General features: G+C 36.3%; 27 protein-coding genes and 1 tRNA gene. 14 read left to right on the forward strand and 14 right to left on the reverse strand.

Annotated features, from left to right (window positions below):
• Positions 1 to 6: 6 nt before the first annotated feature.
• Positions 7 to 939: an aldo/keto reductase gene (locus C1A06_RS12295; RefSeq protein ID WP_101690514.1), complete on the reverse strand. Its 933-nt coding sequence runs from the start codon at positions 937 to 939 to the stop codon at positions 7 to 9.
• A gap of 424 nt (positions 940 to 1,363) precedes the next feature.
• On the opposite strand from C1A06_RS12295, the gene C1A06_RS12300 reads away from it, so the two are divergent.
• The 4 genes from C1A06_RS12300 to C1A06_RS12315 all read left to right on the forward strand — a co-directional run bounded on the left by C1A06_RS12300 (position 1,364) and on the right by C1A06_RS12315 (position 6,569).
• Positions 1,364 to 3,286: a glycoside hydrolase family 97 protein gene (locus C1A06_RS12300; RefSeq protein ID WP_245872068.1), complete on the forward strand. Its 1,923-nt coding sequence runs from the start codon at positions 1,364 to 1,366 to the stop codon at positions 3,284 to 3,286.
• A 532-nt stretch (positions 3,287 to 3,818) separates the two neighbouring features.
• Positions 3,819 to 4,214 carry a hypothetical protein gene (locus C1A06_RS12305; protein WP_145996405.1) on the forward strand — a complete coding sequence of 132 codons (396 nt, stop codon included), beginning with the start codon at positions 3,819 to 3,821 and terminating at the stop codon, positions 4,212 to 4,214.
• The gene (locus C1A06_RS12310) at positions 4,211 to 5,362 is read left to right on the forward strand and encodes a hypothetical protein (protein ID WP_101690517.1); all 1,152 of its coding nucleotides are present in this window, start codon (positions 4,211 to 4,213) and stop codon (positions 5,360 to 5,362) included. Before C1A06_RS12305 ends, C1A06_RS12310 begins: the two co-directional genes overlap by 4 nt.
• A 25-nt stretch (positions 5,363 to 5,387) precedes the next feature.
• Positions 5,388 to 6,569, forward strand: a complete 1,182-nt coding sequence (locus C1A06_RS12315) for a tetratricopeptide repeat protein (protein WP_101690518.1) — start codon at positions 5,388 to 5,390, stop codon at positions 6,567 to 6,569.
• 242 nt (positions 6,570 to 6,811) lie between these two features.
• Here the strand turns inward: C1A06_RS12315 and C1A06_RS12320 are convergent.
• Positions 6,812 to 6,885 (reverse strand) — tRNA-Arg (locus tag C1A06_RS12320).
• Between the two features lie 112 nt (positions 6,886 to 6,997).
• Positions 6,998 to 7,501, reverse strand: coding sequence for a pyridoxamine 5'-phosphate oxidase family protein (locus C1A06_RS12325; protein ID WP_101690519.1), 504 nt, complete (start codon positions 7,499 to 7,501; stop codon positions 6,998 to 7,000).
• A 152-nt stretch (positions 7,502 to 7,653) separates the two neighbouring features.
• On the opposite strand from C1A06_RS12325, the gene C1A06_RS12330 reads away from it, so the two are divergent.
• Together C1A06_RS12330 and upp are read left to right on the forward strand one after the other, a co-directional pair.
• The gene (locus tag C1A06_RS12330; RefSeq protein WP_101690520.1) at positions 7,654 to 8,421 is read left to right on the forward strand and encodes a shikimate dehydrogenase family protein; all 768 of its coding nucleotides are present in this window, start codon (positions 7,654 to 7,656) and stop codon (positions 8,419 to 8,421) included.
• A 9-nt stretch (positions 8,422 to 8,430) separates the two neighbouring features.
• On the forward strand, positions 8,431 to 9,087 hold the full coding sequence (gene upp, locus C1A06_RS12335; protein WP_101690521.1) for a uracil phosphoribosyltransferase: 657 nt from the start codon (positions 8,431 to 8,433) through the stop codon (positions 9,085 to 9,087).
• A gap of 191 nt (positions 9,088 to 9,278) precedes the next feature.
• On the opposite strand, the gene C1A06_RS12340 is transcribed toward upp, so the two are convergent.
• From C1A06_RS12340 to cmk, 9 genes are all read right to left on the reverse strand, one after another.
• Complete coding sequence (locus C1A06_RS12340; protein WP_101690522.1) at positions 9,279 to 10,796, reverse strand: peptide MFS transporter; 1,518 nt, start codon at positions 10,794 to 10,796, stop codon at positions 9,279 to 9,281.
• A 159-nt stretch (positions 10,797 to 10,955) separates the two neighbouring features.
• Entirely contained in the window at positions 10,956 to 12,818 is a 1,863-nt protein-coding gene (locus C1A06_RS12345) for a DNA topoisomerase IV subunit B (protein WP_101690523.1), read from the reverse strand.
• 35 nt (positions 12,819 to 12,853) lie between these two features.
• Entirely contained in the window at positions 12,854 to 13,996 is a 1,143-nt protein-coding gene (locus C1A06_RS12350) for a hypothetical protein (RefSeq protein ID WP_101690524.1), read from the reverse strand.
• 82 nt (positions 13,997 to 14,078) lie between these two features.
• Positions 14,079 to 14,636 carry a 5-formyltetrahydrofolate cyclo-ligase gene (locus C1A06_RS12355; protein ID WP_245872069.1) on the reverse strand — a complete coding sequence of 186 codons (558 nt, stop codon included), beginning with the start codon at positions 14,634 to 14,636 and terminating at the stop codon, positions 14,079 to 14,081.
• A 12-nt stretch (positions 14,637 to 14,648) separates the two neighbouring features.
• A complete protein-coding gene (locus C1A06_RS12360; RefSeq protein ID WP_245872070.1) occupies positions 14,649 to 16,289 on the reverse strand; it encodes a S41 family peptidase in 1,641 nt (546 codons plus the stop codon).
• A 24-nt stretch (positions 16,290 to 16,313) separates the two neighbouring features.
• Positions 16,314 to 16,757, reverse strand: a complete 444-nt coding sequence (locus C1A06_RS12365) for a dCMP deaminase family protein (protein ID WP_101690526.1) — start codon at positions 16,755 to 16,757, stop codon at positions 16,314 to 16,316.
• Positions 16,758 to 16,868: 111 nt separating this feature from the next.
• A complete protein-coding gene (gene pfkA / locus C1A06_RS12370; protein ID WP_101690527.1) occupies positions 16,869 to 17,849 on the reverse strand; it encodes a 6-phosphofructokinase in 981 nt (326 codons plus the stop codon).
• Between the two features lie 224 nt (positions 17,850 to 18,073).
• A complete protein-coding gene (locus tag C1A06_RS12375; protein ID WP_101690528.1) occupies positions 18,074 to 18,952 on the reverse strand; it encodes a 4-hydroxy-3-methylbut-2-enyl diphosphate reductase in 879 nt (292 codons plus the stop codon).
• Between the two features lie 25 nt (positions 18,953 to 18,977).
• Positions 18,978 to 19,676 (reverse strand): (d)CMP kinase, encoded by a 699-nt coding sequence (cmk, locus tag C1A06_RS12380; RefSeq protein ID WP_101690529.1) that lies wholly within the window; start codon positions 19,674 to 19,676, stop codon positions 18,978 to 18,980.
• 188 nt (positions 19,677 to 19,864) lie between these two features.
• Between cmk and nusB the strand changes: the two genes are divergently transcribed.
• The 8 genes from nusB to C1A06_RS12420 all read left to right on the forward strand — a co-directional run bounded on the left by nusB (position 19,865) and on the right by C1A06_RS12420 (position 25,487).
• Positions 19,865 to 20,791: a transcription antitermination factor NusB gene (gene nusB / locus C1A06_RS12385; RefSeq protein ID WP_101690530.1), complete on the forward strand. Its 927-nt coding sequence runs from the start codon at positions 19,865 to 19,867 to the stop codon at positions 20,789 to 20,791.
• A gap of 108 nt (positions 20,792 to 20,899) precedes the next feature.
• Positions 20,900 to 21,223, forward strand: a complete 324-nt coding sequence (gene yajC / locus C1A06_RS12390) for a preprotein translocase subunit YajC (protein WP_101690531.1) — start codon at positions 20,900 to 20,902, stop codon at positions 21,221 to 21,223.
• 162 nt (positions 21,224 to 21,385) lie between these two features.
• On the forward strand, positions 21,386 to 22,261 hold the full coding sequence (locus tag C1A06_RS12395; protein ID WP_101690532.1) for a YbbR-like domain-containing protein: 876 nt from the start codon (positions 21,386 to 21,388) through the stop codon (positions 22,259 to 22,261).
• Between the two features lie 3 nt (positions 22,262 to 22,264).
• Positions 22,265 to 22,852, forward strand: a complete 588-nt coding sequence (gene coaE, locus C1A06_RS12400; protein ID WP_101690533.1) for a dephospho-CoA kinase — start codon at positions 22,265 to 22,267, stop codon at positions 22,850 to 22,852.
• A 7-nt stretch (positions 22,853 to 22,859) separates the two neighbouring features.
• The gene (locus C1A06_RS12405) at positions 22,860 to 23,531 is read left to right on the forward strand and encodes a carbonic anhydrase (protein WP_101690534.1); all 672 of its coding nucleotides are present in this window, start codon (positions 22,860 to 22,862) and stop codon (positions 23,529 to 23,531) included.
• Complete coding sequence (locus C1A06_RS12410; protein WP_101690535.1) at positions 23,531 to 24,424, forward strand: metal ABC transporter solute-binding protein, Zn/Mn family; 894 nt, start codon at positions 23,531 to 23,533, stop codon at positions 24,422 to 24,424. The genes C1A06_RS12405 and C1A06_RS12410 overlap by 1 nt, the downstream gene beginning before the upstream one ends.
• The gene (locus C1A06_RS12415; protein ID WP_101690536.1) at positions 24,414 to 25,187 is read left to right on the forward strand and encodes a metal ABC transporter ATP-binding protein; all 774 of its coding nucleotides are present in this window, start codon (positions 24,414 to 24,416) and stop codon (positions 25,185 to 25,187) included. Before C1A06_RS12410 ends, C1A06_RS12415 begins: the two co-directional genes overlap by 11 nt.
• Before the next feature lie 57 nt (positions 25,188 to 25,244).
• Positions 25,245 to 25,487 (forward strand): hypothetical protein, encoded by a 243-nt coding sequence (locus tag C1A06_RS12420; RefSeq protein ID WP_101690537.1) that lies wholly within the window; start codon positions 25,245 to 25,247, stop codon positions 25,485 to 25,487.
• A 67-nt stretch (positions 25,488 to 25,554) separates the two neighbouring features.
• On the opposite strand, the gene C1A06_RS12425 is transcribed toward C1A06_RS12420, so the two are convergent.
• Both C1A06_RS12425 and C1A06_RS12430 read right to left on the reverse strand, forming a co-directional pair.
• Positions 25,555 to 26,151 (reverse strand): thioredoxin family protein, encoded by a 597-nt coding sequence (locus C1A06_RS12425; RefSeq protein ID WP_101690538.1) that lies wholly within the window; start codon positions 26,149 to 26,151, stop codon positions 25,555 to 25,557.
• Complete coding sequence (locus C1A06_RS12430) at positions 26,148 to 26,666, reverse strand: TlpA disulfide reductase family protein (RefSeq protein WP_159461417.1); 519 nt, start codon at positions 26,664 to 26,666, stop codon at positions 26,148 to 26,150. The genes C1A06_RS12425 and C1A06_RS12430 overlap by 4 nt, the downstream gene beginning before the upstream one ends.
• Positions 26,667 to 26,722 lie beyond the last annotated feature (56 nt).

A 26,722-nucleotide genomic window follows, 5' to 3' on the forward strand; every position in this document is an offset into this window, starting at 1 on the left:
TTCAATTTAACTATTTAACCAAGTATCTCGATGTCTCGATTTCAAAATATCAAAAACCTCTGCCAACAATTCCTCATCAAGCGGTTCTTCAGCCCATTTTATGTTCTGCAATACTGCAGCCGGACGCGAAGAGCTAAAAAGTGTTGTTGCTATTCGAGGATTTGATATCGAATATTTTATAGCAAGCTGTTCTATAGACTTACCTTTCGATTTGCAATGCTCTGCAGCCTTTCGGCATAACTGTTGTAATGGTTTCGGAGCTGGATGCCAGTCGGGTGCACCTCTTTCGGTCAATAATCCCATCGAAAATGGAGATGCATTTATCACTCCAATCTTGTGTTTTTCGAAATAATCCAGATAATCGACCAATGCATCATCACTTAAGCAATAATGGCAAAATGAAAGTACAGAATCAATTGTTCCGGCAGGTACATTATCAATTATATATTTAAAATGTTTCAATGTTAGATTAGTAATTCCTACATACTTTGCAATTCCTTTTTCCTTTAATTCTACCAATGCAGGTATTGTTTCTTTACATAAAAGATCTAGGTCGGCAAACTCGACATCATGAACATTTATAATATCTAAATAAGCGACATTAAGTCTATCCAAACTTTCATAAACACTTTCTCTCGTTTTTTCAGCTGAATAATCCCAATAGTTTTTACCATCCTTGCCATAACGTCCCACTTTCGTTGAAAGATAATATTTATTTCGGTCAATATGCTTCAAAGCCTTGCCCAATACTATCTCTGCCTTGAGGTATCCATAGTAAGGGGAAACGTCAATAAAGTTAATTCCATTATCAACTGCAGTATATACTGCTTCAATTCCATCTTCCTCTTTAATAGAATGGAAAACTCCTCCTAATGATGAAGCACCAAAGCTTAAATTTGAGACTTTCATCCCAGTATGACCTATTTCTCTATACTCCACTTTCTTCAGTTTATGTGATTACGGTATAATTCAGATTTGCATCAAAAGTATTTAATTATTTTTCAGGCAAATATTCAAACATGTTAAAACTATACGCAAAGGTTTGCGTTAATTTTAAGAGTGGATTATTAGAAACATTAACATTAGAGACTTTACCTTTACATTACTGAAAATCTATATTTTAATCATGAGAAGGATACTATTTTTTTTCCTACTATATATGAGCATTGAATCTCTTTTCACAAATTATTGAGAAGAAAATATTTAGAGTTTTTAAGGTAAATTAGGAAGACTGTCGCTCGTTATTTATAGTATACTACAACGAGTTATATTTGAAGCAAGCAAAATATTATCTAAGATCGATTTTCAGAAAAAAACAAAAATAAATTATTAAATATAAATTTAATGAAGAGATGTTATTATCATGAGAAATTTTAGATTAATGTTTTTGGCTTTATCTCTAATATTCCTTTGGGCGTCATGCGCCAAGGATACTAAAAAGATAACTTCGCCTAATGGAAAAATCACAGTAAATGTAGAGTCCAAGAATGTAGATGAGCAAGGCTATGGACAAATATATTGTACAGTAGAATACCTCGAAGACGGAGTTGCAAAAACCGTATTCTCTCAAATAGACTTGGGACTAAAAACTGATGCACAAGATTTAGGAAGTAACCTAAAACTGATATCAGCTTCCGAAAGTAGGAAGATAGACGAAGATTATATGATGGTTACAGGCAAACGAAGTCACTGTACAAATGAGGCAACAGAAAGAGTGTTCAGATTCGAAAACAAAGATCAACAGACTGTCGCTATCACATTCAGAGCTTACAATGATGGTTTAGCACTTAATTATTCTATTGCATCATTAGATGGAAAGAAAGAATATATCACAGAGGAATTAACCAGCTATTTGATACCTGAGGGAACAAACAGATGGATACAAAAATATACTATCGACTATGAAAACTTTTATCCTTTGGCAACCAATGGGGAATCTGAAGGAAAGAATCCTCATCTTTGGGGCTATCCTGCACTAGTAGAACCTACAGATTCACTATTTGTACTGATTACAGAGGCTGATATTAAGAAAGGACATAGCGCTACCAGACTATCTAATGTGAATGATATGAATGTATATCAGGTATGTGCAACTGAGGAAAAAGTCGAGTTTCAAGGAGAATGGACTTCTAGTTGGCGTCTGCTTATCATTGGTTCATTAGCGGATGTGGTAGAATCTACTCTTGTCACAGATGCATCTGCTCCGAGCAAAGTAACTAATACAGATTGGATAGTTCCAGGCAAAGCTTCTTGGATATATTGGGCTCATAATCATGGATCTAAAGACTACCAGATAGTTAAAGACTACATTGATCTGGCTGCAGAAATGGGATGGGAATACAATCTTATTGACTGGGAATGGGATGTGATGTCTAATGGAGGTAATGTTCAGGATGCTATAGACTATGCTGCAAAGAAAAATATAAAGACACTCTTGTGGTATAACTCAGGAACAAATTGGATAGGTCCGGGTGCTCCAGAACCACTTGATCGTCTGAACAAAAGAGAAGACAGAGTAGCTGAGTATGCTAAGTTAACTGAAATGGGAATATCGGGGATAAAAATTGACTTCTTTGCTGAAGACAAATCTGATATGATAAACTATTATATAGATCTACTAGATGATGCGATAGATCATAAATTATTGATCAATTTTCATGGGGCAACTATCCCTCGTGGATGGCAAAGAACATATCCGCACATGGTAACAGTAGAAGCTGTATATGGATCTGAGTGGTATAACAATCGTCCAATATTGACAGAGAAGGCAGCTGCACACAACGCAACTATTCCTTTTACCAGAAATGTTATTGGCCCAATGGATTACACTCCAGGGACATTCACAGATTCGCAGCATCCGCATATTACCTCTCATGGACACGAGTTGGCGCTCTATGTTCTATTCGAATCTGCAGTACAACATATGCCAGATCGTCCTTCTTCTTATCGTTCTCTACCTCAGCCAGTAAAAGAATTTTTGATGCATATACCTACAACATGGGATGACACTAAACTTCTAGCTGGTTATCCAGGTCAAGATATAGTATTAGCTCGTCGCAAAGGAGACAAATGGTATGTAGCTGGAGTAAACGGAACAAATGAGCCTAAAGTACTTAATCTTGTATTAGATCAATTAGATTCGCAAGGAAAAAAGATTACTATTTTCAAAGATGGCGAAAATGATAGAAGTTTCTCGATCGATAAAGAGATCGCTCTAGCAGATAAAGGTTCAAATATTGAGATTAACTGTTTACCAAGAGGTGGCTTTGTTGCAGTAATAGAATAAATAATATTTTGAAATCTACTGAAGTCCTTATTCCAAGAAATATTTTTCGGGAATAAGGACTTCTTATATTACTTCATAGTATGAAACTTAAGACAGTCCATTCTTTTAATAACATGGCTATACACAAATACTGAAAGTAATAAATAGATTATCATTTGATAATTTGGTAGTTGTTATACTAATTCTTTTATAATACTTTCCATTTTATGAAAATTCTCTTCGATGGATTGTAATAATTTATACTGAACATGCGTACGTACCAGATTGTGCTTATCATAAGCCGTTCTGCCAGAAAATCCATAACTAACGGAATGCTTAGCTAAATTACTCGTGAAATTTTCGTATGTTTATTATGGAAATCTATATCCTAGCGAATCTATAAAGAAATCCTAAACCAGATATCATGAAATATGTGTACCTTACCATAATAATACTATTGATTTCAGCCTGTTCACAACAAAGTGACCTAAAGTATGAGTCAGAATTTAAACAAATACAGATTCAATTTTTCCCTGCATTTATGACACGTTCTATGATAACATTAGACATGAATGACTCTACGATTCTTTTTAAAAGAATTGGACAGAAAGAATATTTAAATTTCAAGAATTTTCCAGATACTATTATAAAGACAATAGCTCCAAGTAGCTTTCTTGTTCAGTTGAATGATTCCAGTTATGAATATATTAACACAATTCCTTTTATTGATGATGATCTATCAGATAGAAGAATTGATGCTAATGATGGAATATTCACGAATATACTTTTCGTAAAAAAGAATAACAAAATAATTGATATTGATCTAAGTAATGCAACTACTGAAAATCATGAAAAACTAATCCTTAGTGTATTGGAAGCGTCTATATATCAAGCTCCAGATTCTGCAACTAAGGATTATTTAACCAGACTTGAACAATATTACAGATGAGTATATCAAAACATATATTTATTACTTCGGTTCTTATTCTTATCCTTTTTTCAGCGTGTTCTAATAAGGAGAATCGAGTAGAGGTAAAGATAAAACCAACAGAAGAGATTAGTTCAATAGGAATTCATTTCAACGAAATGAATTTAGATACCATAAGTCCAATTCTTGATCTAATCAATTCATTAGAACATAATTATGAATTGTACGAGACTGGGAAAGCTTATTGGATTGGCTATAATGACTTAATGTATTCAATAGCATTGCATGGAGAAGAAGCTATCGACCCTTTAATGAGCTTCATAGATACGATTAGAGAAGAAGATGCTAAAATTGCAGCTATATATACAATTCATCTGATAGGTATTGATTGTAAGGTTCAAGGGAGGACTTACGAAGAGTTTAACAATCTAAAAGCTCGAAAAGCATTATTCCATCTTTTAGAAGAGCAAGCTCACCTTGAACAGAATTATTTGCAACCTCTAATTATGGATTTGCTTGTACGAGATGCTTGGTTTTCTGATATACCGACACTTATGGACATACTAGAAAAATCAGAGAATGATTTGTGGACAATATCGAGTGCCTTCCAAAATTATTTCTGTTTTTCTCATCTAGAGTTACCTATCAATATAAATCTCACAGAAGATATGTTGAGATATTATATTCGAGAAAAAAGAAAGGCGAATGGATATTCGGAAAAAGAGTTTTATGAGTTAGTATTTTCTTCTTTTAAAGAAAAATATCATGATCAAATCTTTATAGAAGACAATCTTCATGCTTATGATTTTCATTGTAGACTTTTACTTAATGGCAATATAACTTCAAGATTATCAAATAGAATCGTTCATGCATCTGGCGAAAGTGAGTTTTATCTCAATATTGATATGTTACTAGATCCAATGCCTCTAGAGTACTTTATAAAGAGAGATAACCTATTTTACACAGTTGACGGTAATAAGTTGTATATTTTTTCTGCAGAAACAGCAAAAAAGATGTGGCTTAGTTGGTGGATATTAAAATCAGAATCTTACAAAGATTTTCTTAAAAGAAGTAATATTAGCTCCAGAAGAATACTCCGAAATAAGATTAATCATAGTATGACAAAAGAAATGCAGGAGATATATAAGTTCATGCAATTTCATTTTTAATAAAATAACTACAATATAAGATATCATGAAAAAATACCTATTCACACTTATTCTTACATTCTGCGTTTTTGATATGTACGCACAGAGTGAAATAGAAGCAGAAACAGAAGCCTTAGTTGCATTAGAACAATATCAGGCTGTTATTGATAAATTCAGCAATATCAGCCCTGATTATTCCTACCAGACCCTATATAATATTGGATTATCTTACTACATGTTAAGTGATGATGAAAATTGTCTGAAAGCAATGGACTTAGCAATAGCTAAAGACTCGATGAAGGCAGCACCTCACTACATTAAAGGGTCTACATATTGTTATATGAATGAACTAGACAATGCAATTCCTATGTTGCAAAAAGCAATTAATTTGGAATCCGATAGTGCTAAATTGGCGAAATCTTACCGAAATCTGGGATTTGCATATTATCATCTACATAAAGCTGATTTATCTATAGAGGCTTATCATAAAGCGATTGAAAATGAGAAAGAGAACCCATTGCCATATATAATGATTGCTCAACTATATAACGATATGGACAAAGATGATCTTGCATTGGAGTATTATTATAAAGGAAAAGAGAATAGTTCAGGTCTGTATGAAGAATATACAACTATCTTATTTAATATCGGTTTAGCTGAACAACAGAAAGGTAATTACAAAAAGGCAGAATCTTCTTATCTCTCACTGATAGAAATTGATCCAACAGATTATCACACATATGCTAAATTGATTCAAGCATATAATCAGATGAAAGAATATGATAAAATACAGCCTCTAAAAGCAGTATTATATGATGCTCACAAAAAAGATCTAATAAAAGATGAAAATCTATCCGACATGTTCTGTATAGACCAGTTTAAAGTCGATAATATTACAATCAAGGCTTTTGAAAGATATGAAGATGGTCACAAGGATAGAATCTACAATAAGATTTTATTCTATATTTTAGATAAAGATAATAATATCGAATATAGAATACAAACAGAATATTCACCAGCAGCGGTAGCATTTGGAGAGGCTAAGTATATACTCTGCGCAAACAAAGATAATATGCATATAAACTATGGTTTGGGATTTACAGACGATTCAACTTATGAAGACATTAAAAATGCTGTTATCAAAGTTTTAGAAGGCGAACTTAGCGTGGCTGCAAGTGTGAGACCAGATATCAATTTTTCAGAAAAAGATGATTTATCTGAGAAATAATCAGTTTAAAATATAAATTTAAATGAAGAAAATCATTATTTAGGACTCTCCCGATTAATGACAAAAAATATAGATAAAAAATGGCCATTTCATCAAATGAACTTTTCGACTTGTAAAACAACACATTAACTGTAGCACTCATTGTAATTTCTGGTTTACAGTTTGTTTTACAGTTCTAACCATTTTCACCAATATAAACATAAAAAAAGCACTTACAACCATCGTTATAAGTGCTTTTGGAGTGACCTCGACAGGATTCAAACCTGTAACCTTCTGATCCGTAGTCAGATGCTCTATTCAGTTGAGCTACGAAGCCATTGCTTAAATGCGTTGCAAAGATAAGCACGTTTTCTTTTTCCAGCAAGCTTTTCGAGAGTTTTTTTCAATATTTTTTCAATAAAAATCTCAAAACATTTATTATCTGCCAGTTAAAAAAGACTCCCATCTTTATAATTTCTTGAGTATGGATGCGGAACTCCAAAAACTTTAGTCGAAATACTATCGATTTCTACTTTCCAAACAAGAACATTTACGACAGCCGGATTAGAGTATTTAAATTCTCGATCACTATATTGCTTCATTATTATATTCAAGACCTGAACCTTTTCATCAAAATCGTCTACGAACTCAACTTTGCCTCTACAAATGACACTACTGGCTTTCATCCTGTAGCTGCATGCCACTTCCTCATTCTGATATACGAGTTTAGTATCAGAACACAATGTTATACAGACTTGCGGATTCAATTTCAAAGACTCGACGCTACGCCCTACCGGAGCTGAATGAAGATAAAAAGTATCATCAGCATATCCGAAATTCATAGGAATGACATAAGGTAAACCATCTACATCGATCATTCCTACCATACAAACCTGATTATTCGATATTATTTTATCAATCAGGTCACGCTCTTCAACTGTTACAGTCAACATATAGAATAATATTTTATAATAAGTTGAACAAAAATAAGCCATTATATCGAGAATCTAAAGTTCATTCGAATAATCAGCGAAAAAAAGTAACAGCTTTGTTGTTTAAATATTTTAGAGTCTCTATCTTTGTCCAGATTATAATAGCAACAAGTATGGATAAATACGGACTAATTGGTCATCCGCTTAAACATTCTTTTTCGCAACGCTTTTTTTTTGACAAATTCGAAAAGGAGCAAACCAAAGCTATTTATAATAATTACGATATTCCTGACATAAAAGACATTCTCCAAATTATTCAGGAAACTCCCGATCTCAAAGGGTTTAACGTAACAATTCCCTATAAAGAACAAATCATTCAATTCCTTGATCAACTCACGCCTGAAGCTAAAGCTATCGGAGCCGTTAACGTCGTCAAAATTGAAAGAATCGGCACTCAAATTAAACTCATTGGCTACAATTCGGATATCATCGGTTTCCGTGAGTCAATCAGACCACTAATCAAGCCGGATATACACCGTAAAGCACTAATACTAGGAACAGGAGGGGCATCCAAAGCTATCTGTAAGGCTCTTGAAGAATTAAATATTACACATCAGTACGTATCACGTAGTTCTTCTAAGAATTCTATAACGTACACCGATCTTACAAAAGACATTATGGACGACTATACCCTGATAATCAATTGTACCCCGCTAGGTACATTCCCTGATATAGATAATGCTCCAGCTATTCCGTACCAATATATTAACAAGAACCATCTATTGTTCGACCTTGTATATAATCCTGAAGAGACTAAATTTCTCAGACTAGGCAAGGAACAAGGTGCTACGACCAAGAATGGCTACGAAATGCTTGTACTGCAGGCTCTAGCTGCATGGGAGTTTTGGAACAATAAACAATCATATATAGACATAAGATAATAAAACGAAATGAAAGTAATCAATCTATCAGAGAAGAACAGTCTGCTCAATAAGTTTGTGAGTGAATTGAGAGACGTTGAAATTCAAAAAGACAGCCTTCGTTTTCGCCGTAACGTAGAGCGCATCGGTGAAATAATGGCTTACGAAATCAGTAAAACACTGGAGTATCAAAGAATAGAAACACAAACACCTCTTGGAATATCAGCAACTAACGTACATACTGATAATATTGTAATTGGTACTATCCTGAGAGCCGGTCTAGTTTTCCATCATGGATTCCTTAACTATTTCGATAAAGCCGAAAACGCTTTCATTTCTGCATATCGCAAATATAAAGAAAACCACGAAAGTTTTAATATTCATATCGAATACCTTGCTTCTCCGAGAATTGATGACAAGGTATTAATTTTAGCAGATCCTATGCTTGCAACAGGTGGTAGCATGTATCTTTCGTACAACGCCATGCTAACAAAAGGAAAGCCTAAACATATACACATAGCAACAGTTATCTCAAGCCAACAAGCAATCGACTATTGTGTTAAGATGTTCCCTGATGCTGAAACAACTATATGGGCAGCTGCAATTGACCCTGAATTGGATGAACACGCATATATCGTTCCGGGACTAGGCGATGCAGGAGACCTTGCTTACGGCGAAAAAGAATAAGTTATCAGAAGTACTCATTTGTTAAAAAGTAACACATGTGTACAACTTTATATGCTTTTCTATATAGATCGCTTTTGAGAACTCTACACTTAGAGTACATCATAAAATAATATAGATAAAGTTTCACGGAATAAATAAACCCCGATTGGATAATCCAATCGGGGTTTATTATTATAAAGTGACTCTAAATTTTATTTAGTAATTCTTTCCAACCATTTCAACATCGCCAACATTGCAACCATCGATACAAGACAAGCTACAACGAAAACACACCATGTTGCCCAGATAGGAATGCTCTTATAGAATATTGCTCCAATAAACAATAATTGGTTACCTAATGCAGTTGCACCTAACCAACAACCTTGCATAACACCTTGATATTGTGGAGGAGATACTTTAGACACAAAAGATAAACCTAATGGGCTGATAAACAACTCTGCAATAGTTAATATTAAGTATGTACCTATCAATAAGAAAGGGGTTACACGTTGAGCATCTGGAAGACCACCCATTGCTTCTACTTCATTATACGATGGAACACCAACTGATCCAATACTCATCACAACATAAGCTAATGCTGCAATACCCATACCAATTGCAATCTTACGTGGTGCCGAAGGCTCTTTACCTCTAGCTCGCAACCATCCGAAAACAGATATAACAATTGGAGTCAAGAATACTACAAAGAATGGATTTAGAGACTGGAATAACTCTGGGGTAATTTCCCATGGTCCTATTTTAAGAAGAGTATATCGCTGAGCAAAGAATGTCAACGTTAGACCATTTTGGTGGAATGAGAACCAAAAGAAAATAACAACTGCAAATACTGCAAACAATGCATATAGACGTTGTTTAATTTCTTTTGCATCCATCTCAACAACTTTTGCTGCTTCTGCACCATTTACTACTTTATTTGCCGGATCAGGGAAACCTTTTTTATTTACCATGAAAACAACAAACGAAATAGCCATTGCTATAATAGCTACAGCGAATGCATAGTGGAATCCAGTGTTAAACACATTTAGATACTCATTTGCAAAAACTGTAAGATCTGTTACCGGTCCTGCTTGGCTTACACTTTGAGCCAATTCGTTGAAACGAGTAGCAGCATCACCAGTCAAATTTCCTTCTAAATATCTATGACATAATGCAGGAAGGTCACCATTATAATTGAATCCTTTCAGATTAACCCACCAGTTTCTAACTGCTACAGCACAAATTGGAGCAAAAATAGCTCCAACATTGATAAACATATAGAACAAAGAGAAACCAGTATCACGCATTTTGCCATACTGCTCATTATCATACATTTGTCCAACCAATGCTTGTAAGTTTCCTTTAAACAATCCATTACCGAAAGAAATTACAAACAATCCGAAGCAAGTTAAACCTAACATTAGCTTCATATTGCTAACCGGCGTATCTGTCGGAATAGCTATAATAGCATAACCTAAAGCCATTAAAACGATACCAGTTGCAATTGTATTTTTATACTGCTTAGTTTTGTCGGCAATAAGTCCTCCGACTAAAGCCAAAGCATAAATACAAAAATAGAATGTTCCATAGATGACGCTAGCCGTCGTCTCTTCCAGACCAAATTTGGCCATAAGAAATAACGATAGAATAGCCATCATCACATAGAAACCAAAGCGCTCTCCCATATTGGCTAATGAGGCGGCTAACAATCCTTTTGGATGATTTTTAAACATAATGATACTTTTTATTTAATAATTAATTGATTTCGTGCTTTTCAATTTACATTCTGATACACAAAAATAAGAAAATATCCATAGAAACCTAAGCTTTACGGATACTTCTAAAGCATAAATGCAAATTTATTTTCTTCTATATTTTTTATCGTTCGCTAGTTATTCTTCAATATCAACAACCAGATTGTCGATAATGAATTCTTGGCGTTCGGGCGTATTTTTCCCCATATAGAAATTAAGCATTTCTTTTACAAGGTCTTCCTTTTTCATGGTCACAGGATCCAGACGAATATCTTTCCCTATAAAATGCACAAACTCATCAGGTGATATCTCTCCCAACCCTTTGAATCGGGTAATTTCCGGATTTGTCCCTAACGATTTAATTGCATCCAAACGCTCCTCTTCGGTATAACAATAGCGCGTCTCTTTTTTATTACGTACACGGAATAACGGTGTTTGAAGAATATAGACATGTCTCTTTTTGATCAGATCGGGGAAGAACTGAAGAAAGAATGTCAATATCAGCAAACGAATATGCATACCATCCGTATCGGCATCGGTAGCAATAATTATTTTATTATAACGAAGCCCTTCCAAACCATCCTCAATGTTGAGAGCTGCCTGAAGAAGATTGAACTCTTCGTTTTCGTAGACAATCTTTTTAGTAAGTCCGAAACTATTCAATGGCTTACCCCTCAAACTAAATACTGCCTGATAGTTCGGGTTACGGCTTTTGGTTATCGATCCACTTGCCGAATCCCCTTCGGTAATGAAGATGCAAGTATCTTCCAGATTATCACCTTTCGTATCGTTATAATGAAGGCGACAGTCACGTAGTTTTTTATTATGAAGATTTGCCTTTTTAGCTCTTTCACGAGCTAATTTCGTAACACCGGCAATTGCTTTACGTTCTTTTTCCGATTCGAGAATCTTTTTCAACATCACTTCCGATGTATCCAGATTCTTGTGCAAGTAGTTATCTAGCTCTTTTTTCAAGAAGTCGCCAATAAATTTCTGCACTGTAGGACCATTTGGCCCCATATCGCGCGAGCCTAGTTTTGTTTTAGTCTGCGATTCGAAAACCGGTTCTTCAACTTTTATACTGATAGCCGCAACCAATCCATTACGAATATCTGAGTAATCAAAGTTCTTATTGTAATGTTCTTTTATCACACGCGACAAAGCTTCGCGGAATGCCGATTGGTGTGTTCCTCCTTGAGTGGTATGTTGACCATTAACAAACGAATAATAATCTTCACCATATTCATTGGTATGCGTCAAAACAACCTCTATATCCGTATCTTTGAAGTGAATGATAGGATAAAGAGCCTCAGAGGTCAGATTTTCGTTAAGAAGGTCTACCAGACCATTTTTCGAAACGAATTTCTTTCCATTATAATAGATAAGTAATCCTGTATTCAGATAAGTATAATTTCGGATCAAAGCCTCTATATACTCGTCCTTAAACACATAATTCTGGAAAATAGAGCTATCAGGAGTAAATTCGATCAACGTCCCATTTTCTTCCGTCGTAGCTTGTTTCTTTGTTTCTTCAACAACAATAGCTTTGCTGTATTCCACAGACACAGTTTCTCCGTCACGGAAACTCTGAATACGAAACATTGTCGACAATGCATTTACAGCTTTAATACCGACTCCATTCAACCCTACTGACTTTTTAAAAGCTTTCGAGTCATATTTTGCTCCGGTATTCATTTTCGACGAAACGTCTTTAACTTTACCAAGTGGAACCCCACGACCATGGTCACGCACTCGTACACTACCCTCCTCGATCGTAATATCGATAGACTTACCAAAGCCCATCATATACTCGTCAATCGAGTTGTCTAATACTTCTTTCAATAATACGTAAATACCATCATCAGACGATGATCCATCACCTAGTTTTCCGATATACATCCCCGGACGACGACGGATATGTTCCTGCCATTCGAGGGTTTTAATATCATCGTCCGAGTAGTTTACTTCGGGTATGCTATTATTCAATATATCTTCACTCATAGTTCTGTCTTTCTATTTATCGTGCTTATTCTGTATTATACTAGTTGTTTCTTATATGCTCTTCGGGTTTTATGCTGTTGAGCATCAAAACCATCCCAAAGAGACACCATTTTATTATTCATTTCCAATTCAGGATTCGATTCTACGAATTCGAAACCCGATTTCCGTGTGGAAGGAATAAAGTCGTTAAACACCATCGCGTTTACTCCTTTTCCTTGATATTCGGGTGAAATACCCATCAATAACAAATCGGCCAGTTTATTCGATTTTCCTTTCAAACTTTTCAACAGATGGAACCATCCAGTAGGGAAAAGTCGTCCTCTTGATTTGATAAGAGCCTGCGACATATTAGGCATACCTAAACCGAATCCGACCAGTTCGTCTGTATCTTCTTTGATGACAAGTGTTATCAAATTCCAGTTAAGAATAGGCACATATGTTTTCACTATATGCTCGATTTGTTTTTCGCTCAATTCCGAAAACCCAAACAGTGGTTTATATGCAATATTCAATAAATTAAAGACATCGCGTACACGAGGTTTAATTTCTTCATAGCTCTTAAATTTATGTACCTTCAAGCCATATCTTTGCGATACCATATTAGCTATGCGCCTATGACGCTCCGGCGTTTCTTCAGGAACTCTTATCAGGAATTCTTTCCAATCTACTTCTTTTGCAAAACCGATGCGCTCGATCTGCTCTTTGTAATACGGATAACTGTATACTGTTGCCATTGTTGACACCCGGTCATATCCTTCTACAAGTAGTCCTTGAGGATCTAGATCACAGAATCCCATCGGCCCGACAATCGCATTCATTCCTTTAGCCAACACCCATTTCTGAGCTGCATCAAATAATGCATCGACGACTTCATTGTCGTCAATAAAATCGACAAAACCAAAACGCCCGGTCTTTTCATTCCAAGCTTCGTTTGCCTTATGATTAATTATCGCCCCTATTCTCCCAACTATTTTTGAGTCACGATATGCCAGGAATAACTGCATCTCGCAAAATTCGAAAGCCGGATTTTTTTTATCATCCAACGTATCCAACATATCCATAACCAATGGTGGAACGAAATACGGACAATCTTTATATAAAACATCTATAGGGTACTTAACAAAAGCTTTAAGCAAAGCTCTGTCAGCAGAATGTATTTCTTTTATTATTATCGACATTAATCCTTATATCTTAAAAAAAATGCTTTTTTCTACAAGCAAGCAAATATACTCTTTTTTTTTATAATTCAATTTATTTAAATCACACAGGATGGACATCCGAAATAATAATATCCATATCTATATCTTCGGCCGATAAAGGGACTGATTCTACTAGCTGAAAATCAAAACACACCCCTATCTTAACAGCCTTGGACACCTTTGGCAAGAATCGGTCATAGAAACCTTTACCTCGGCCCAATCGATGTCCGTCCTTATCAAAAGCCAAGCCCGGAACAACAATTAAATCCACAGAATCGAAATCTGTAAAATCGGCTCCTAATGGTTCTTCAATCCCATAATCAGACACTATCAAAGCCTGTGTACCTTCATATCGTCTGAATACCATTTCATTGCCAACAACCACGGGTAAATAAAACTCTTTTTCGTTCATCCACCGATGCACCAAATCCATAGTTGCTACTTCGTCGGGCATATTGTTGTATATGAGTATCCGTTTAGCTTTCACAAAAGCTGGATGAGTCTCTAGTCGAGACATTATTACAGAAGAGAGTCTTTCAAGTTCAAGACTTGTATACCGCATTTTAGCTTCTTTAATCTGCTTGCGGATCAACTTTTTCTGTTCTTGAATATTCTCCACTCTATATTTCTTTTATTTTTTACTATAAAGTTTGTTTGCTATCGCCTCTGGTTTAGCCTTACCCTCTTTTATCAGCTTTACTGTTTCTTTTAGTAAAACATCATTGCGCTGGATAACAGGATAGAAAGCCACATCTCCATATATATTCCTTAGGATCAAAGCTTCCGTCTGGTCTTTCAACAAAGTATAAGCTTCGTAGATCAACTGCGGACGACGATTTATCCCTTTGGAGTGCGCATAGTTTGCCAACTCATTAACAATTGGCTGTGTATTCAGATAATCACGTGCTTCTTCCCAAGTTTTGAATTTGGTAAACAGCTCTCTATTCTTATCGCAATAACTAAAAGCAAAATCGCGCAAGACTCCCGAATTAAATATTTTTATCGAATATGAATTCTGTCCAATCGTATCGCGAGGAACAAATACATCAGGCATTATACCATTATCTCCATAAACCGGACGTCCGGCAACCGTATGAAATAACGGAAGATTATCAGATTTAATACTGTCCTGATTATCAAATTCGCCACGCATATAACGATTCATTAGATCATGGCTGTAATTATCACCATTCCCCATTTCGTATTCCTTTTGAATACATCTGCCTGATGGAGTATGATAACGCGCTATCGTCAAGCGCATAGACGATCCGTCTTTGAACATAAATGGATGCTGTACCAACCCTTTGCCAAACGAGCGGCGTCCTACTATCAAACCTCTATCATTGTCTTGTAAAGCACCGGCAAACACCTCACTGGCCGAAGCACTGGCTTCGTCTAACAAGACTACAATCTGCTCTTTTTTCAATGTTCCTAAGCCATCGGCAAACACATCTTCTCGCGGATAGATACGTCCTTCTGTATAATATATCAGCTGACCTGCGTCCAAAAATTCGTTAACCATTGCACGCGGAGTTCCCAAATAACCGCCTCCGTTTTGCTGAAGATCAACGATAAAAGCGTCACAACCCTCTGATTTCAGCTTAGCTATAGCTCCAATAAACTCGCTGTAAGTTGTACTTCCAAATTGAGATACTTTTATATATCCGATTTTATCATCTAATTTGTATGCAGAGTTAACACTCACAACCGGAACGTTAGCACGGGTCACAACATAAGTAGTTGTATCTTGCTTCTCTTTATGTTTTATACCTAGTTTTACTTGAGTTCCGTTAGCTCCACGTAATTTATTATATACTTTCTCGTTTGTTAATTTCTCACCAACAAACAAAGAGTCCTCAACATAAACGATTCTATCTCCCTTACGAATCCCGACAGCCTCTGACGGACCTCCCGGAATAATATTCACAATAGAGACCGTATCCTCATATATGATAAACTCAACTCCGATTCCACTGAAATGGCCATCAAGCATTTCCCCGGTCAAAGCCATTTCCTCGGCACTTATGTACGATGAGTGAGGATCTAATCCGGCAAGTATGGTCGGTATCGCGTTTTCAACAAGTCGGTCAACATCAACTGTATCGACATACGATTTAGATATTGCACTAAGTACCTGATCTATTTTATTCTTTCCTCCAAACACATTGCGCACGGACGAATTATCGAAGACCATAAACTTATTACCAATGAATATCCCGACTGCTACACCAACTGCAATCCAAAACGGCAACCACAAACTTGACTTTTTCATCGACATATCTATAAATTCTTGTAATTATTCAGCTGTATCTTCCGAATCGAATTCGATACAAACTGTTTCTATATTTGCTCTTTCAAGCAATGCGCAACCGTCTGTACGACGATATTGCTGATTATAAACAACTCGCTTTATCCCGGCCTGAACAATCAGCTTTGCACACTCTATGCAAGGCGAAGCAGTCACATAGAGCGTAGCTCCTTCACTACTATTGTGCGAACAAGCCACTTTAGTAATAGCATTTGCCTCGGCATGGAGAACATAGGGTTTAGTTTCATTGTTCTCATCTTCGCAGTTATTCTCAAAGCCCGAAGGCGTTCCGTTATAACCATCCGAGATTATCATTTTATCTTTAACGATGAGAGCTCCAACTTGGCGGCGCTTGCAATACGAATTTTCGGCCCAAATCAGAGCCATCCTCATGTAACGTTCGTCCAGTAAGCGTTGTTTATCTTTATTCATCTATCAGTTTCTATTTTTCGCGATTACAAAGGTATAAAAAAACAAAGAAAAAAGAGAATTCACAAAGAATGAATCCTCTTAATATACTTAATCTTATATACGTTTCTAGTCTTAAATTGAAAGCATTCTCAAAACGCCTGTCAATTCTTCCGGAATCGGCTTATTTTTCTTTGTCGCTTTCGAAAATGGCACATATACGATTTTATCGTTCTGAACGCCGATCATTACATTACGCTGATCATCTTTCAGAGCATCTATAGCTGCAGCTCCCATACGGCTAGCCAATATTCGGTCGCTTGCAGTAGGTGAACCTCCACGTTGAATATGTCCTAAGATCGTAACACGAGCTTCGAACTGAGGATAATCGCGTTTCAATCTTTCAGCAATTCCCATTGCTCCGCCAGTAATATCACCTTCGGTTACTAACACCAAGCTGCTATTCTTACTTTTTCTGAAACCGTTTGAAATCAATTCTTCCAGCTGATCCGATTCATTCATGCGTTCAGGGATAATTGCAGCCTCAGCTCCGGTAGCTATTGCACCATTCAGAGCTAAGAATCCACATTCACGCCCCATCACTTCGATGATAAACAAACGTTCGTGCGAACTTGCTGTATCGCGCAGTTTATCCACTGCATCCATTATAGTATTAAGAGCTGTATCGTATCCGATAGTATAGTCAGTACCATACAAGTCATTATCTATTGTTCCGGGTAATCCAATTACTGGGAAATTAAATTCTTGAGCAAAGATACGTGCTCCGGTTAACGATCCATCTCCACCAATAACAATCAATGCATCAATTCCTTCTTTTTGAATGGCTTCGTAAGCAATCTTACGTCCTTCAGGTGTAGTAAATTCTTTACAACGAGCTGTTTTCAACACAGTACCACCTTGCTGAATGATATTACTCACCGAGTCAGTCTTGAAAGGCACAATTTCATCAAAAATAAGTCCTCTGTAACCGCGCATAATACCTTTAACTTCAATATCATTATAGATTGCTGCACGTGTCACCGCTCTGATCGCTGCATTCATTCCAGGGGCATCACCTCCCGAAGTCAAGATGCCAATACACTTTATATCTGCCATAATTCTTAGTTTAACACCCTTTTATTTCATTTCTGTAATTCGAAGCACAAAGGTAGGAAATAAAATAATATTTTTCACATCACAACCAAACCGATTTGTTAAGATAATCTTAAGAAATTATTATTTAACCTACATTCAAAAAAAGAGTGACAAATAACTTATCTCTTACGACTTGTTATTTGTCACTCTGTATATCGAGTTGAAAGTTATCGACCAGTCAATTATTACATTTTAGCTCTGATTGCATCAATATAAGCTTCGACTTCTTCCATCTGCCACTTTGGAGTAGATGTTGCTCCACAGATTCCAATTTTAGAATCCTTATCAATCAAAGCAGGATCTATCTCCGAAGGAGTTGTTACAAAGTATGAACGGTCATTGTATTTTTTACATTCTGCATAAAGGACTTTACCATTCGAACTCTTTTCTCCGGCAACAAAAAAGACAATATCATTAGCAGTTGCAAATTCTTTTATATTCGGAATGCGATTCGACACCTGACGACAAATTGTATCATTATATTCGAATGATGCTCCATCCTCCATACGGCTGCTTATTGTATCGATCATAAGCTGAAAACCATCTAGAGGTTTAGTTGTCTGCGAGAACAGACATATATTACGTTTATAATCCAACTTATCCAGATCTTCTAGTTTTTCAATAACAATAGCTTTATTATCAGTTTGCCCCAGCAGACCATTCACCTCAGCGTGACCTTTCTTCCCATATATCACAATCTGAGTATCATTATCCATCAACGAAACATATTTCATATTGATCTTCTTCTGCAAACGTAGCACTACCGGACACGAAGCATCGATAATCTCAATATTATTACGTTTTGCTATTTCGTATGTTGAAGGCGGCTCACCATGTGCGCGGAGCAATACTCTCACATTTTGAAGTTGTGCAAACTGCTCATGATCAATCGTTCTTAATCCTAGTTTTTGCAAACGTTCTACTTCAAGATTGTTGTGCACAATATCGCCAAGGCAATACAGCACACTCCCTTTCGCAAGCTCTTCTTCTGCTTTCGTTATGGCATTGACCACACCAAAACAGAAACCCGATTTTTTATCTATTTCAATCTTTTTTTCTTCCATACCTTACTTTTTTGCTAATTAGTTCTCAGTCCAATCGTTCGACTGTTTCTTTATAACGCTCAACGAGCCATTTTTGTTGTTCGGCAATCGTTATATGCGAATTATCAAGCACAATAGCATCTTCAGCTTGCTTCAATGGACTTTCAGCACGAGTTTGATCCAGATAATCACGCTCTTGAAGATTATTCAATACTTCTTCGAAAGTTGTATTGTTATCACCTTTAGATCGCAATTCTGCCAAACGACGTTCTGCACGGATTTCGGGCGAAGCCGTAACAAATATTTTCAGTTCAGCATCCGGGAAAACAACTGTACCTATATCGCGTCCATCCATAACTATACCTTTAGCACGTCCCATTTCTTGTTGAAGTGCTACCATTGCATGACGAACAAAAGGAATTGCACTAACAATACTTACTTTTGAAGAAACCTCCATCGTGCGAATTTCTCGTTCAACATTCTCTCCATTCAAATAAGTATCAGGAGCTCCGGTTTCTTCATTAAACTCAAAGCTCACTTTCACTTCCGAAATTTGCTCGCGAAGTGCTTCAACATTCAACTCCGAACCTTCGAACAGTCCATTCTGCATGCAATATAGCGTCACAGCACGATACATAGCACCGCTATCGATATACACATATCTTATCTCACGAGCTAAGCTCTTTGCCATTGTACTTTTCCCGCACGAAGAAAATCCGTCTACTGCGATTGTAATTTTTCTCATTTTGTATAAGTTTTCACTTCGGCAAAGATAAAAATTATCCGCTGCTTTTTTCTCTAAAAATAACGACTATCGAATATTTCTATGGCTCATAAAAATATCATTAAGGCAAATTCAGGGCTCAAAGCTTTTGACAAGATCAAAAAATAGCGTATTTTTGCGCAATAATATTAATTCCCACATTCAGGAAAATGATAAACCGCGTTCTTATCCGTATTAGAGTAATGCAAATCGTTTTTGCATATTACGACAATGAAACAAAAGATCTGAGAAAAGCAGAAAGTGAATTGCTTTTCAGTCTTCAGAAATCTTACGACCTGTATCATTATTTACTATCGTTAATGATAGAAGTAACAGACTTGCACAAAACAAGGCTGGACAACCGGAAATCAAAACTTCTACCGTCTCAACAAGATATCAATCCAGACACAAGACTAGTCAACAATAAATTCATAGCTCAACTGCGTGCCAATAAAGCTCTGACTGAGTATATGAATGACAAGCCATACTCGTGGTCGGAAAACGATGGCTACATAAAGGCGCTTCTTGACGATATTCTTTCATCCGATATATACAAGGAATACTTGCAACTAGAGACTTGCGATTATGACAATGATCGTGAATTCTGGCGCAGCGTATTCAAAAACCTGATTGCTCAATCGGAAGACCTGTACGACTGGTTGGAAGACGAAAGCTTGTATTGGAATGACGATGTGGAAATAGTTGCATCATTTGTTATCAAAACAATCAAACGCTTTGATGAAAGCAAAGGTGCTGACCAAGAGCTGTTGCCTATGTTTAAGGACAACTCGGATCAACAATTCGCTCTAAAGCTACTTCGCGAAACGCTCTTCAACTCGGGCGAATATCTTGAAATGATTGGGAAATACACCAAAAACTGGGAATCGGAACGTATTGCCAATATGGATATGGTGATTATGCAAATTGCCATTGCCGAAGTTTTGAATTTTGCATCGATTCCGACGAATGTAACATTAAACGAATACATCAATATAGCCAAAGCTTATAGTACAGCAAAGAGTGCTTCGTTCATTAATGGAATACTAGATGCAATAATCAAAGACCTGAAAGCAAACAATAAGATTGTTAAGCAATAATAATATTAGCATAACTATTGCAGGTCGACTGTTTGTTTTACAAAAAAACATTTATCTTTGTCTTATATCAAAGATTTTTAACTTAATAGATAATAACAAAGAAAATTTATGAACTTACTAACTGTTTTACTACAGGCTGCAGAAGGCGGCAAAGGTCCATTCGCTGGATTCGAAATGATCATCATGATGGTAGTACTTTTTGCTATCATGTATTTCTTCATGATCCGTCCACAACAAAAGAAACAAAAAGCACTTCAAGAAGCACGTAACGCAATCAAAACTGGCGACAAAGTTGTTACAGCAGGAGGTTTGCATGGCAAAGTGAAAGAAGTAGCAGATACATATTTTGTAATCGAAATTGCAGAAGGCGTTAAAATCAAAATCGAAAAAGGTTCTGTTTTTGCTAGCGCTGAAGCTCAAGCTCAAAAATAATTTATTTATTTTCCAATCTGAATCTGACATGTATTGCAATTGTAAATGAGTAATACAAATGAAATATTACATGAAGTCGGACAGTTTTTCAAAAATCTCTCTTGGAAAAACTGTCTGACTTTTTTAGCCTTTTTATTTTTATCAACTATCTTTTGGATAGCCATGGTATATAAAGAAAAGTCTGAAATGACTTATGCTATGCCTATTCAATACATCAACACACCTGACAGCATTGTCTTCGATCAGGAATTACCTACACACTTCAATCTAACTATCAAAGACGAAAGTTCCTCACTGATGCGCCACTACGCTCTAAGAACTAGAAAAGACAGCGTCAGAATAGATCTAACAAAACTTATTAACGAGCTAAGCGATCAACAACGGGTTATAATTCAGAGCGAAAATATAATTCAGCTCATAAGAGAACAACTTCAAGCCGGAACCGAATTGATAAGTTACTCACCATCGATGATTAACACCGGTTACTCTGTCATCCAGAGCAAAAAAATACCAGTGGTATATGATGGCGAAATAGAATTGGCAAATGGCTTTATCTTCGATGGTAAAACTTCAATCGAGCCGGAAAATATTGCAGTATACGCTACTCAGCGGGCATTGGATACCATATTCTTCGCACACGCTGATATCAGTTCATTGAAACAGATAAATAAAAATATAAACACTAGAGTTCCTATCAACAAGATCGAAGGAGCAAGATTTAAGCCTGACAGCGTCACAATCAAGATCAATGTAGACAAATTTTCGAACAAAGAAATTAGCGTTCCCATTACTTGTATAAATGTACCTGAAGGATTGAATATCAAATTTTTCCCTTCACACATAAAAGTATCTGCTACATTAGGCTTGAAGCTATACAAAGATACTAAAGACAGCGATTTTAAAATAGTCCTCGATTATAATAAGATCAAAGATTTAAATTCGACAACAGTTCCAATTCTGATCACCAGCAAACCGGAACACGCTCTTATTCAGTCACTACAACCATCAGAAGTAGAATTCATTCTCGAAAAACAATAGACAATGATAGTATTAGGAATCACAGGAGGTATTGGTAGCGGTAAATCGACGGTTTCTAAAATATTATCAGTACTAGGAGTACCTGTATATATTGCCGACGACGAAAGCAAAAAACTAACTGATTCATCACCCATAATCAGAGAAAAGCTGACAGCACTTTTGGGTGACGACTTATACATCGACAATAAACTAAATAAAGCAAAACTTGCTTCAATTATATTCAGCGACCAAAAGAAGCTTGAGCAAGTAAATGCAATAATTCATCCCGAAGTACAAAATCACTTCCTGAAATGGGTTGAAAATCAGCGAAACAAAAAACATAGTATAGCTGCATGCGAAACAGCCATACTATTCGAATCCGGATTCGATCGGTTTACCGATAAATCGGTGATCATATATTCCCCGATCGAGATAAGGATAGATCGAATAACCCAAAGAGATAACTGTACGCGCGAAATGGCACAAGAGCGAATAAATTCGCAGATGCCTGATGAAAAAAAAGTAGAACTTTCTGACTTTATTATTGTTAATAATGAAGATAAATCTTTAATTGAACAAACGATTCAATTGATCGAACAATTGCAACAATAAAATAAAGATGTCTTCATATAAAGAAAATTACAAAAGTATTTTCGAAGCCAATCGGAAATGGGCAGCAAAGCAAGTAAAGGAAGATCCAAATTTCTTTGCTAACTTGGCGAACAATCAGGATCCTGATTATTTATACATTGGGTGCTCGGATAGCCGTGTACATGCCAACGAAATAATGGGATTGAATGCCGGACAAGTATTTGTTCACCGCAATATAGCAAACATGGTCATCAACACCGACCTGAATGCTTTGTCTGTCATAAACTATGGTGTAGAATATTTGAATGTGAAATACATCATCGTTTGCGGCCACTACAACTGTGGAGGAATAAAAGCTGCAATGCAGCATCTGGATCAAGGCATTTTGAATCCATGGCTAAGATGCGTTCGCGATGTTTACAGATTGCATCGTAACGAATTGGATGCAATAAAAGACGAGAAAGAAAGATACAGACGATTTGTCGAAATAAACACTTATGAGCAATGTCTGAATGTAATAAAGACTGCCGAAGTGCAAAAAAGTTATCATCAGAAAGGATATCCCGTAGTAGAAGGCTGGGTTTATGATGTTAACGACGGGCTGCTTCACGATTTGAATATAGATATGGACAAAGAGTTGGATCGAATCCGAGAAATATATGATATTACAAGAAATCAACCTAAAAAATCAGAAGATTAATGAAACAAGAATTTATATACATCACAATATTATTATCACTCGCATTAGCGAGCTGCAACAGCAAACCATCAAGTAGCAAAGAGGTACTATCGGTAACTATCGAACCTCAGCGCTTCTTTCTTGAGACACTTGTCGGCGACAAGTTTGATGTGAATTGCGTTACTCCGAATGGCGCTAATCCTGAGTCGTTCGACCCTACTCCATCACAACTGCTAGAAGTTAGCAAAAGTAAAATGTATTTTACAGTTGGTTCATTAGGTGTTGAACATCTATTGGTAGAAAAGCTGAGAAGCAACAGCCCTGATATTAAATATATCGATTGCTCGACAGGAATTGATCTTATCGAAGGGCACGATCATGCTAATTGTGGGCACGATGATCATCATCATGATCATGGCCATGCTCATTCCGGAACTGATCCTCATATTTGGAGTTCTCCGGCTAGTGCAAAAGTTATGATTCAGAATATGTACAATGCTCTGGTTGAGTTCGACAAAGACAACAAAGAATATTACGAAACAAATTACAACAAACTGATAGCAACTGTTGACAGTACCGATCAGGTAATCAAAAGTTATATTGATAAAGCAGCAAACAAAAGCTTTATCATCTACCATCCAGCATTGTCGTACTTTGCTAACGAATACGGATTGACTCAGCATTCGATAGAAAAAGACGGCAAGAGCCCAACTCCGACTCAATTGGCGGAAATGATTGACAATTCGAAAAAAGAAGGTGTAAAAACTGTATTTATCCAGAAGGAGTTTGATGTAAAAAATGCTGAAACGATAGCAAAATCTATCAACGCTCGTACTTTTACCATCAATTTACTTAATTATAACTGGGCTGAAGAACTAATCAATATAGCCAAGACTTTTAGCGATGAACAATAAGATTCTCGAAATAAAAAACATGTCGGCAGGATATGACGACAATCCCAATATCCTGAAAGGCGTTAACCTCGATGTTTTCGATGGCGATTTTCTTGGTATCATAGGACCTAATGGCGGAGGGAAAACAACTCTGTTAAAAACAATTTTAGGGCTGCTGAAACCATCGAAAGGCGAAATTGTATTTCATTGCAAAACCTCGAAAAAGATCAATATCGGATATCTGCCACAGATCAATCAGATCGACAAAAAATTTCCTATTTCGGTATTTGATGTCATCCTTTCGGGTATTACACTCCCTAAAAAATTTATTCCGTCATATACCCCCGAACAGAAAGAACAAGCTCGGAAAGTAGCTGCTCAGATGGGACTGGATAATCTGCTAGATCGTCCGATCGGTGAACTTTCGGGCGGACAACTTCAACGTACATTACTTGGACGAGCAATAGTAGATGGTCCTGAGCTTCTGGTTTTGGATGAGCCAAATTCGTATGTGGATAAACAATTCGAAAAGAATTTCTACAAAATACTAGAGGAGATAAATAAGAAGACTGCAATTATCCTTGTTTCACACGATGTAGGTACTACGCTTTCAATGGTAAAAAATATTGCCTGCGTCAACGGTGGATTGCATTACCATTCGGGTGCAAACATCACCAGCGAATGGCTCGAAAAATCATATGCTTGCCCTATCGAGATTATTGGTCATGGCGATTTACCACACCGAGTGCTGGAAAGACATGATGATTGCGACTGTTGCAAGTAAACTGAGATAGAAAAAAACGAAGATTATAATCAAGATATGAACTTAAAAATTACGATTATGAAAAAATTATTAATTATTGCTTTTGCAGCAATTAGCCTTGCTGCTTGTGGTACAGCTTATAACACACAGCTAAAACAAGTTCAGCTAGGGATGACAGATCAGGAAATTGTAGCTCTCATGGGAGATAAATACACTATGGTTGACAACAATACGATCAAATATGTAGACAGATACAAGAACCACTGGTTCTTCCAATTCCAAGATGGCAGATTGGTTAAGTGGTATAAAGAAACAGAATAATAAAATCTTATAATTAAAAAGGAGAAACTCTTAGAGTTTCTCCTTTTTTGTTTATAGCTAGTAAACATTAGTTCTTAATACTGCAACCAATAGCTTTAGTTGTTGTAACTTCTACTGGCTTGCCTTCTAAAAGAGCATTTACAGCATCAGCAACATAAGTTTTCTTTACAGCCGATGCATCTTCGTAATTATCGTCTATTGCTCCAATATATCTTACAACGTTTTCTTTATCTGTTTTCTCTAGGATAAAAACATGAGGTGTCTTCGTTGCTCCGTATACGGGATATATTTTCTGACCATCGTCAAACAAATAAGGAAAAGTGAATCCTTTTTCTTTGTGACGAATTTTCATTTCATCGAAGCTATCAGCCGGATACGAAACTGGATTATTCGGATTAATCGCAATTACGGGATAACCTTTATCCTTGAATCGTAAATCTAAAGCTACTAAGCGTTCTTCATAAGCTTTGGCATAAGGGCAGTGATTACATGTAAATACTACAATAAAACCTTTGGCGTCTTTATAATCTGCTAATGATACAAATTTATCATCTACATTCTTTAATTTGAAATCGGCTGCAACATCACCTATCTGATATCCTTGAGCTAAAGCACTCATTGTGAAGGCAGCAAGGAAGCCTATTAGTAATATAATTTTCTTCATAGTTCTAAAAATTTAGTAATTAGTAAATCCAATTCTTCTTTTGTAAATTCTTTATCGTAAAATTCTTTTCTATTTCCTTTCACCACAAGTGTTGCAGGTAGATTACCATCCCACGACGGATCGACCTTATCGATCCATGCATCGGCATCGGGGTCGGATAAAACAACTACCGGAAGTGTAATATTCTTTCTTTTAAGAAAAGGTACTACCCCACTCTCAATCTTCGATTTGAAATCGAGACTAACAAGTACTATTTTGACTTTCTCTCCCTTATACTTTTCTCCTGCTCCTTCGAAATAAGGAAGTTCTTTGATACAAGGAGCACAATACGTTGCCCAAAAGTTGAATACATAGACTGTATCATTCGAAGCTTCGGGATTGAACATTGGCTCAATCTGCTCAAAGTTATAGACTGGAAGTCCTCCTATTTTTGTTGGTTTATTTTGTGCTGTTATTGTCATCATCAATGATGCACAACATACAAGCAATACAAGTGTTAGTTTATTGATATTCATACGCGCATATTTCATCTATTTATATCTAAACGGAAATATAGCGTAAAATGTTTCTA

This window comes from Dysgonomonas massiliensis (assembly GCF_900240225.1).
GTDB classification, from domain to species: Bacteria; Bacteroidota; Bacteroidia; order Bacteroidales; family Dysgonomonadaceae; genus Dysgonomonas; species Dysgonomonas massiliensis.

What these genes read in the sequence shown, in the direction of transcription:
- C1A06_RS12300 (WP_245872068.1), top strand. Translation starts at nt 1,364, where the DNA reads ATGAGAAATTTTAGATTAATGTTTTTGGCTTTATCTCTAATATTCCTT.
- C1A06_RS12305 (WP_145996405.1), top strand. Translation starts at nt 3,819, where the DNA reads ATGATAACATTAGACATGAATGACTCTACGATTCTTTTTAAAAGAATT.
- C1A06_RS12310 (WP_101690517.1), top strand. Translation starts at nt 4,211, where the DNA reads ATGAGTATATCAAAACATATATTTATTACTTCGGTTCTTATTCTTATC.
- C1A06_RS12315 (WP_101690518.1), top strand. Translation starts at nt 5,388, where the DNA reads ATGAAAAAATACCTATTCACACTTATTCTTACATTCTGCGTTTTTGAT.
- C1A06_RS12325 (WP_101690519.1), bottom strand. Translation starts at nt 7,501, where the DNA reads ATGTTGACTGTAACAGTTGAAGAGCGTGACCTGATTGATAAAATAATA.
- C1A06_RS12330 (WP_101690520.1), top strand. Translation starts at nt 7,654, where the DNA reads ATGGATAAATACGGACTAATTGGTCATCCGCTTAAACATTCTTTTTCG.
- upp (WP_101690521.1), top strand. Translation starts at nt 8,431, where the DNA reads ATGAAAGTAATCAATCTATCAGAGAAGAACAGTCTGCTCAATAAGTTT.
- C1A06_RS12340 (WP_101690522.1), bottom strand. Translation starts at nt 10,796, where the DNA reads ATGTTTAAAAATCATCCAAAAGGATTGTTAGCCGCCTCATTAGCCAAT.
- C1A06_RS12345 (WP_101690523.1), bottom strand. Translation starts at nt 12,818, where the DNA reads ATGAGTGAAGATATATTGAATAATAGCATACCCGAAGTAAACTACTCG.
- C1A06_RS12350 (WP_101690524.1), bottom strand. Translation starts at nt 13,996, where the DNA reads ATGTCGATAATAATAAAAGAAATACATTCTGCTGACAGAGCTTTGCTT.
- C1A06_RS12360 (WP_245872070.1), bottom strand. Translation starts at nt 16,289, where the DNA reads ATGAAAAAGTCAAGTTTGTGGTTGCCGTTTTGGATTGCAGTTGGTGTA.
- C1A06_RS12365 (WP_101690526.1), bottom strand. Translation starts at nt 16,757, where the DNA reads ATGAATAAAGATAAACAACGCTTACTGGACGAACGTTACATGAGGATG.
- pfkA (WP_101690527.1), bottom strand. Translation starts at nt 17,849, where the DNA reads ATGGCAGATATAAAGTGTATTGGCATCTTGACTTCGGGAGGTGATGCC.
- C1A06_RS12375 (WP_101690528.1), bottom strand. Translation starts at nt 18,952, where the DNA reads ATGGAAGAAAAAAAGATTGAAATAGATAAAAAATCGGGTTTCTGTTTT.
- cmk (WP_101690529.1), bottom strand. Translation starts at nt 19,676, where the DNA reads ATGAGAAAAATTACAATCGCAGTAGACGGATTTTCTTCGTGCGGGAAA.
- nusB (WP_101690530.1), top strand. Translation starts at nt 19,865, where the DNA reads ATGATAAACCGCGTTCTTATCCGTATTAGAGTAATGCAAATCGTTTTT.
- yajC (WP_101690531.1), top strand. Translation starts at nt 20,900, where the DNA reads ATGAACTTACTAACTGTTTTACTACAGGCTGCAGAAGGCGGCAAAGGT.
- C1A06_RS12395 (WP_101690532.1), top strand. Translation starts at nt 21,386, where the DNA reads ATGGTATATAAAGAAAAGTCTGAAATGACTTATGCTATGCCTATTCAA.
- coaE (WP_101690533.1), top strand. Translation starts at nt 22,265, where the DNA reads ATGATAGTATTAGGAATCACAGGAGGTATTGGTAGCGGTAAATCGACG.
- C1A06_RS12405 (WP_101690534.1), top strand. Translation starts at nt 22,860, where the DNA reads ATGTCTTCATATAAAGAAAATTACAAAAGTATTTTCGAAGCCAATCGG.
- C1A06_RS12410 (WP_101690535.1), top strand. Translation starts at nt 23,531, where the DNA reads ATGAAACAAGAATTTATATACATCACAATATTATTATCACTCGCATTA.
- C1A06_RS12415 (WP_101690536.1), top strand. Translation starts at nt 24,414, where the DNA reads ATGAACAATAAGATTCTCGAAATAAAAAACATGTCGGCAGGATATGAC.
- C1A06_RS12420 (WP_101690537.1), top strand. Translation starts at nt 25,245, where the DNA reads ATGAAAAAATTATTAATTATTGCTTTTGCAGCAATTAGCCTTGCTGCT.
- C1A06_RS12425 (WP_101690538.1), bottom strand. Translation starts at nt 26,151, where the DNA reads ATGAAGAAAATTATATTACTAATAGGCTTCCTTGCTGCCTTCACAATG.
- C1A06_RS12430 (WP_159461417.1), bottom strand. Translation starts at nt 26,666, where the DNA reads ATGAATATCAATAAACTAACACTTGTATTGCTTGTATGTTGTGCATCA.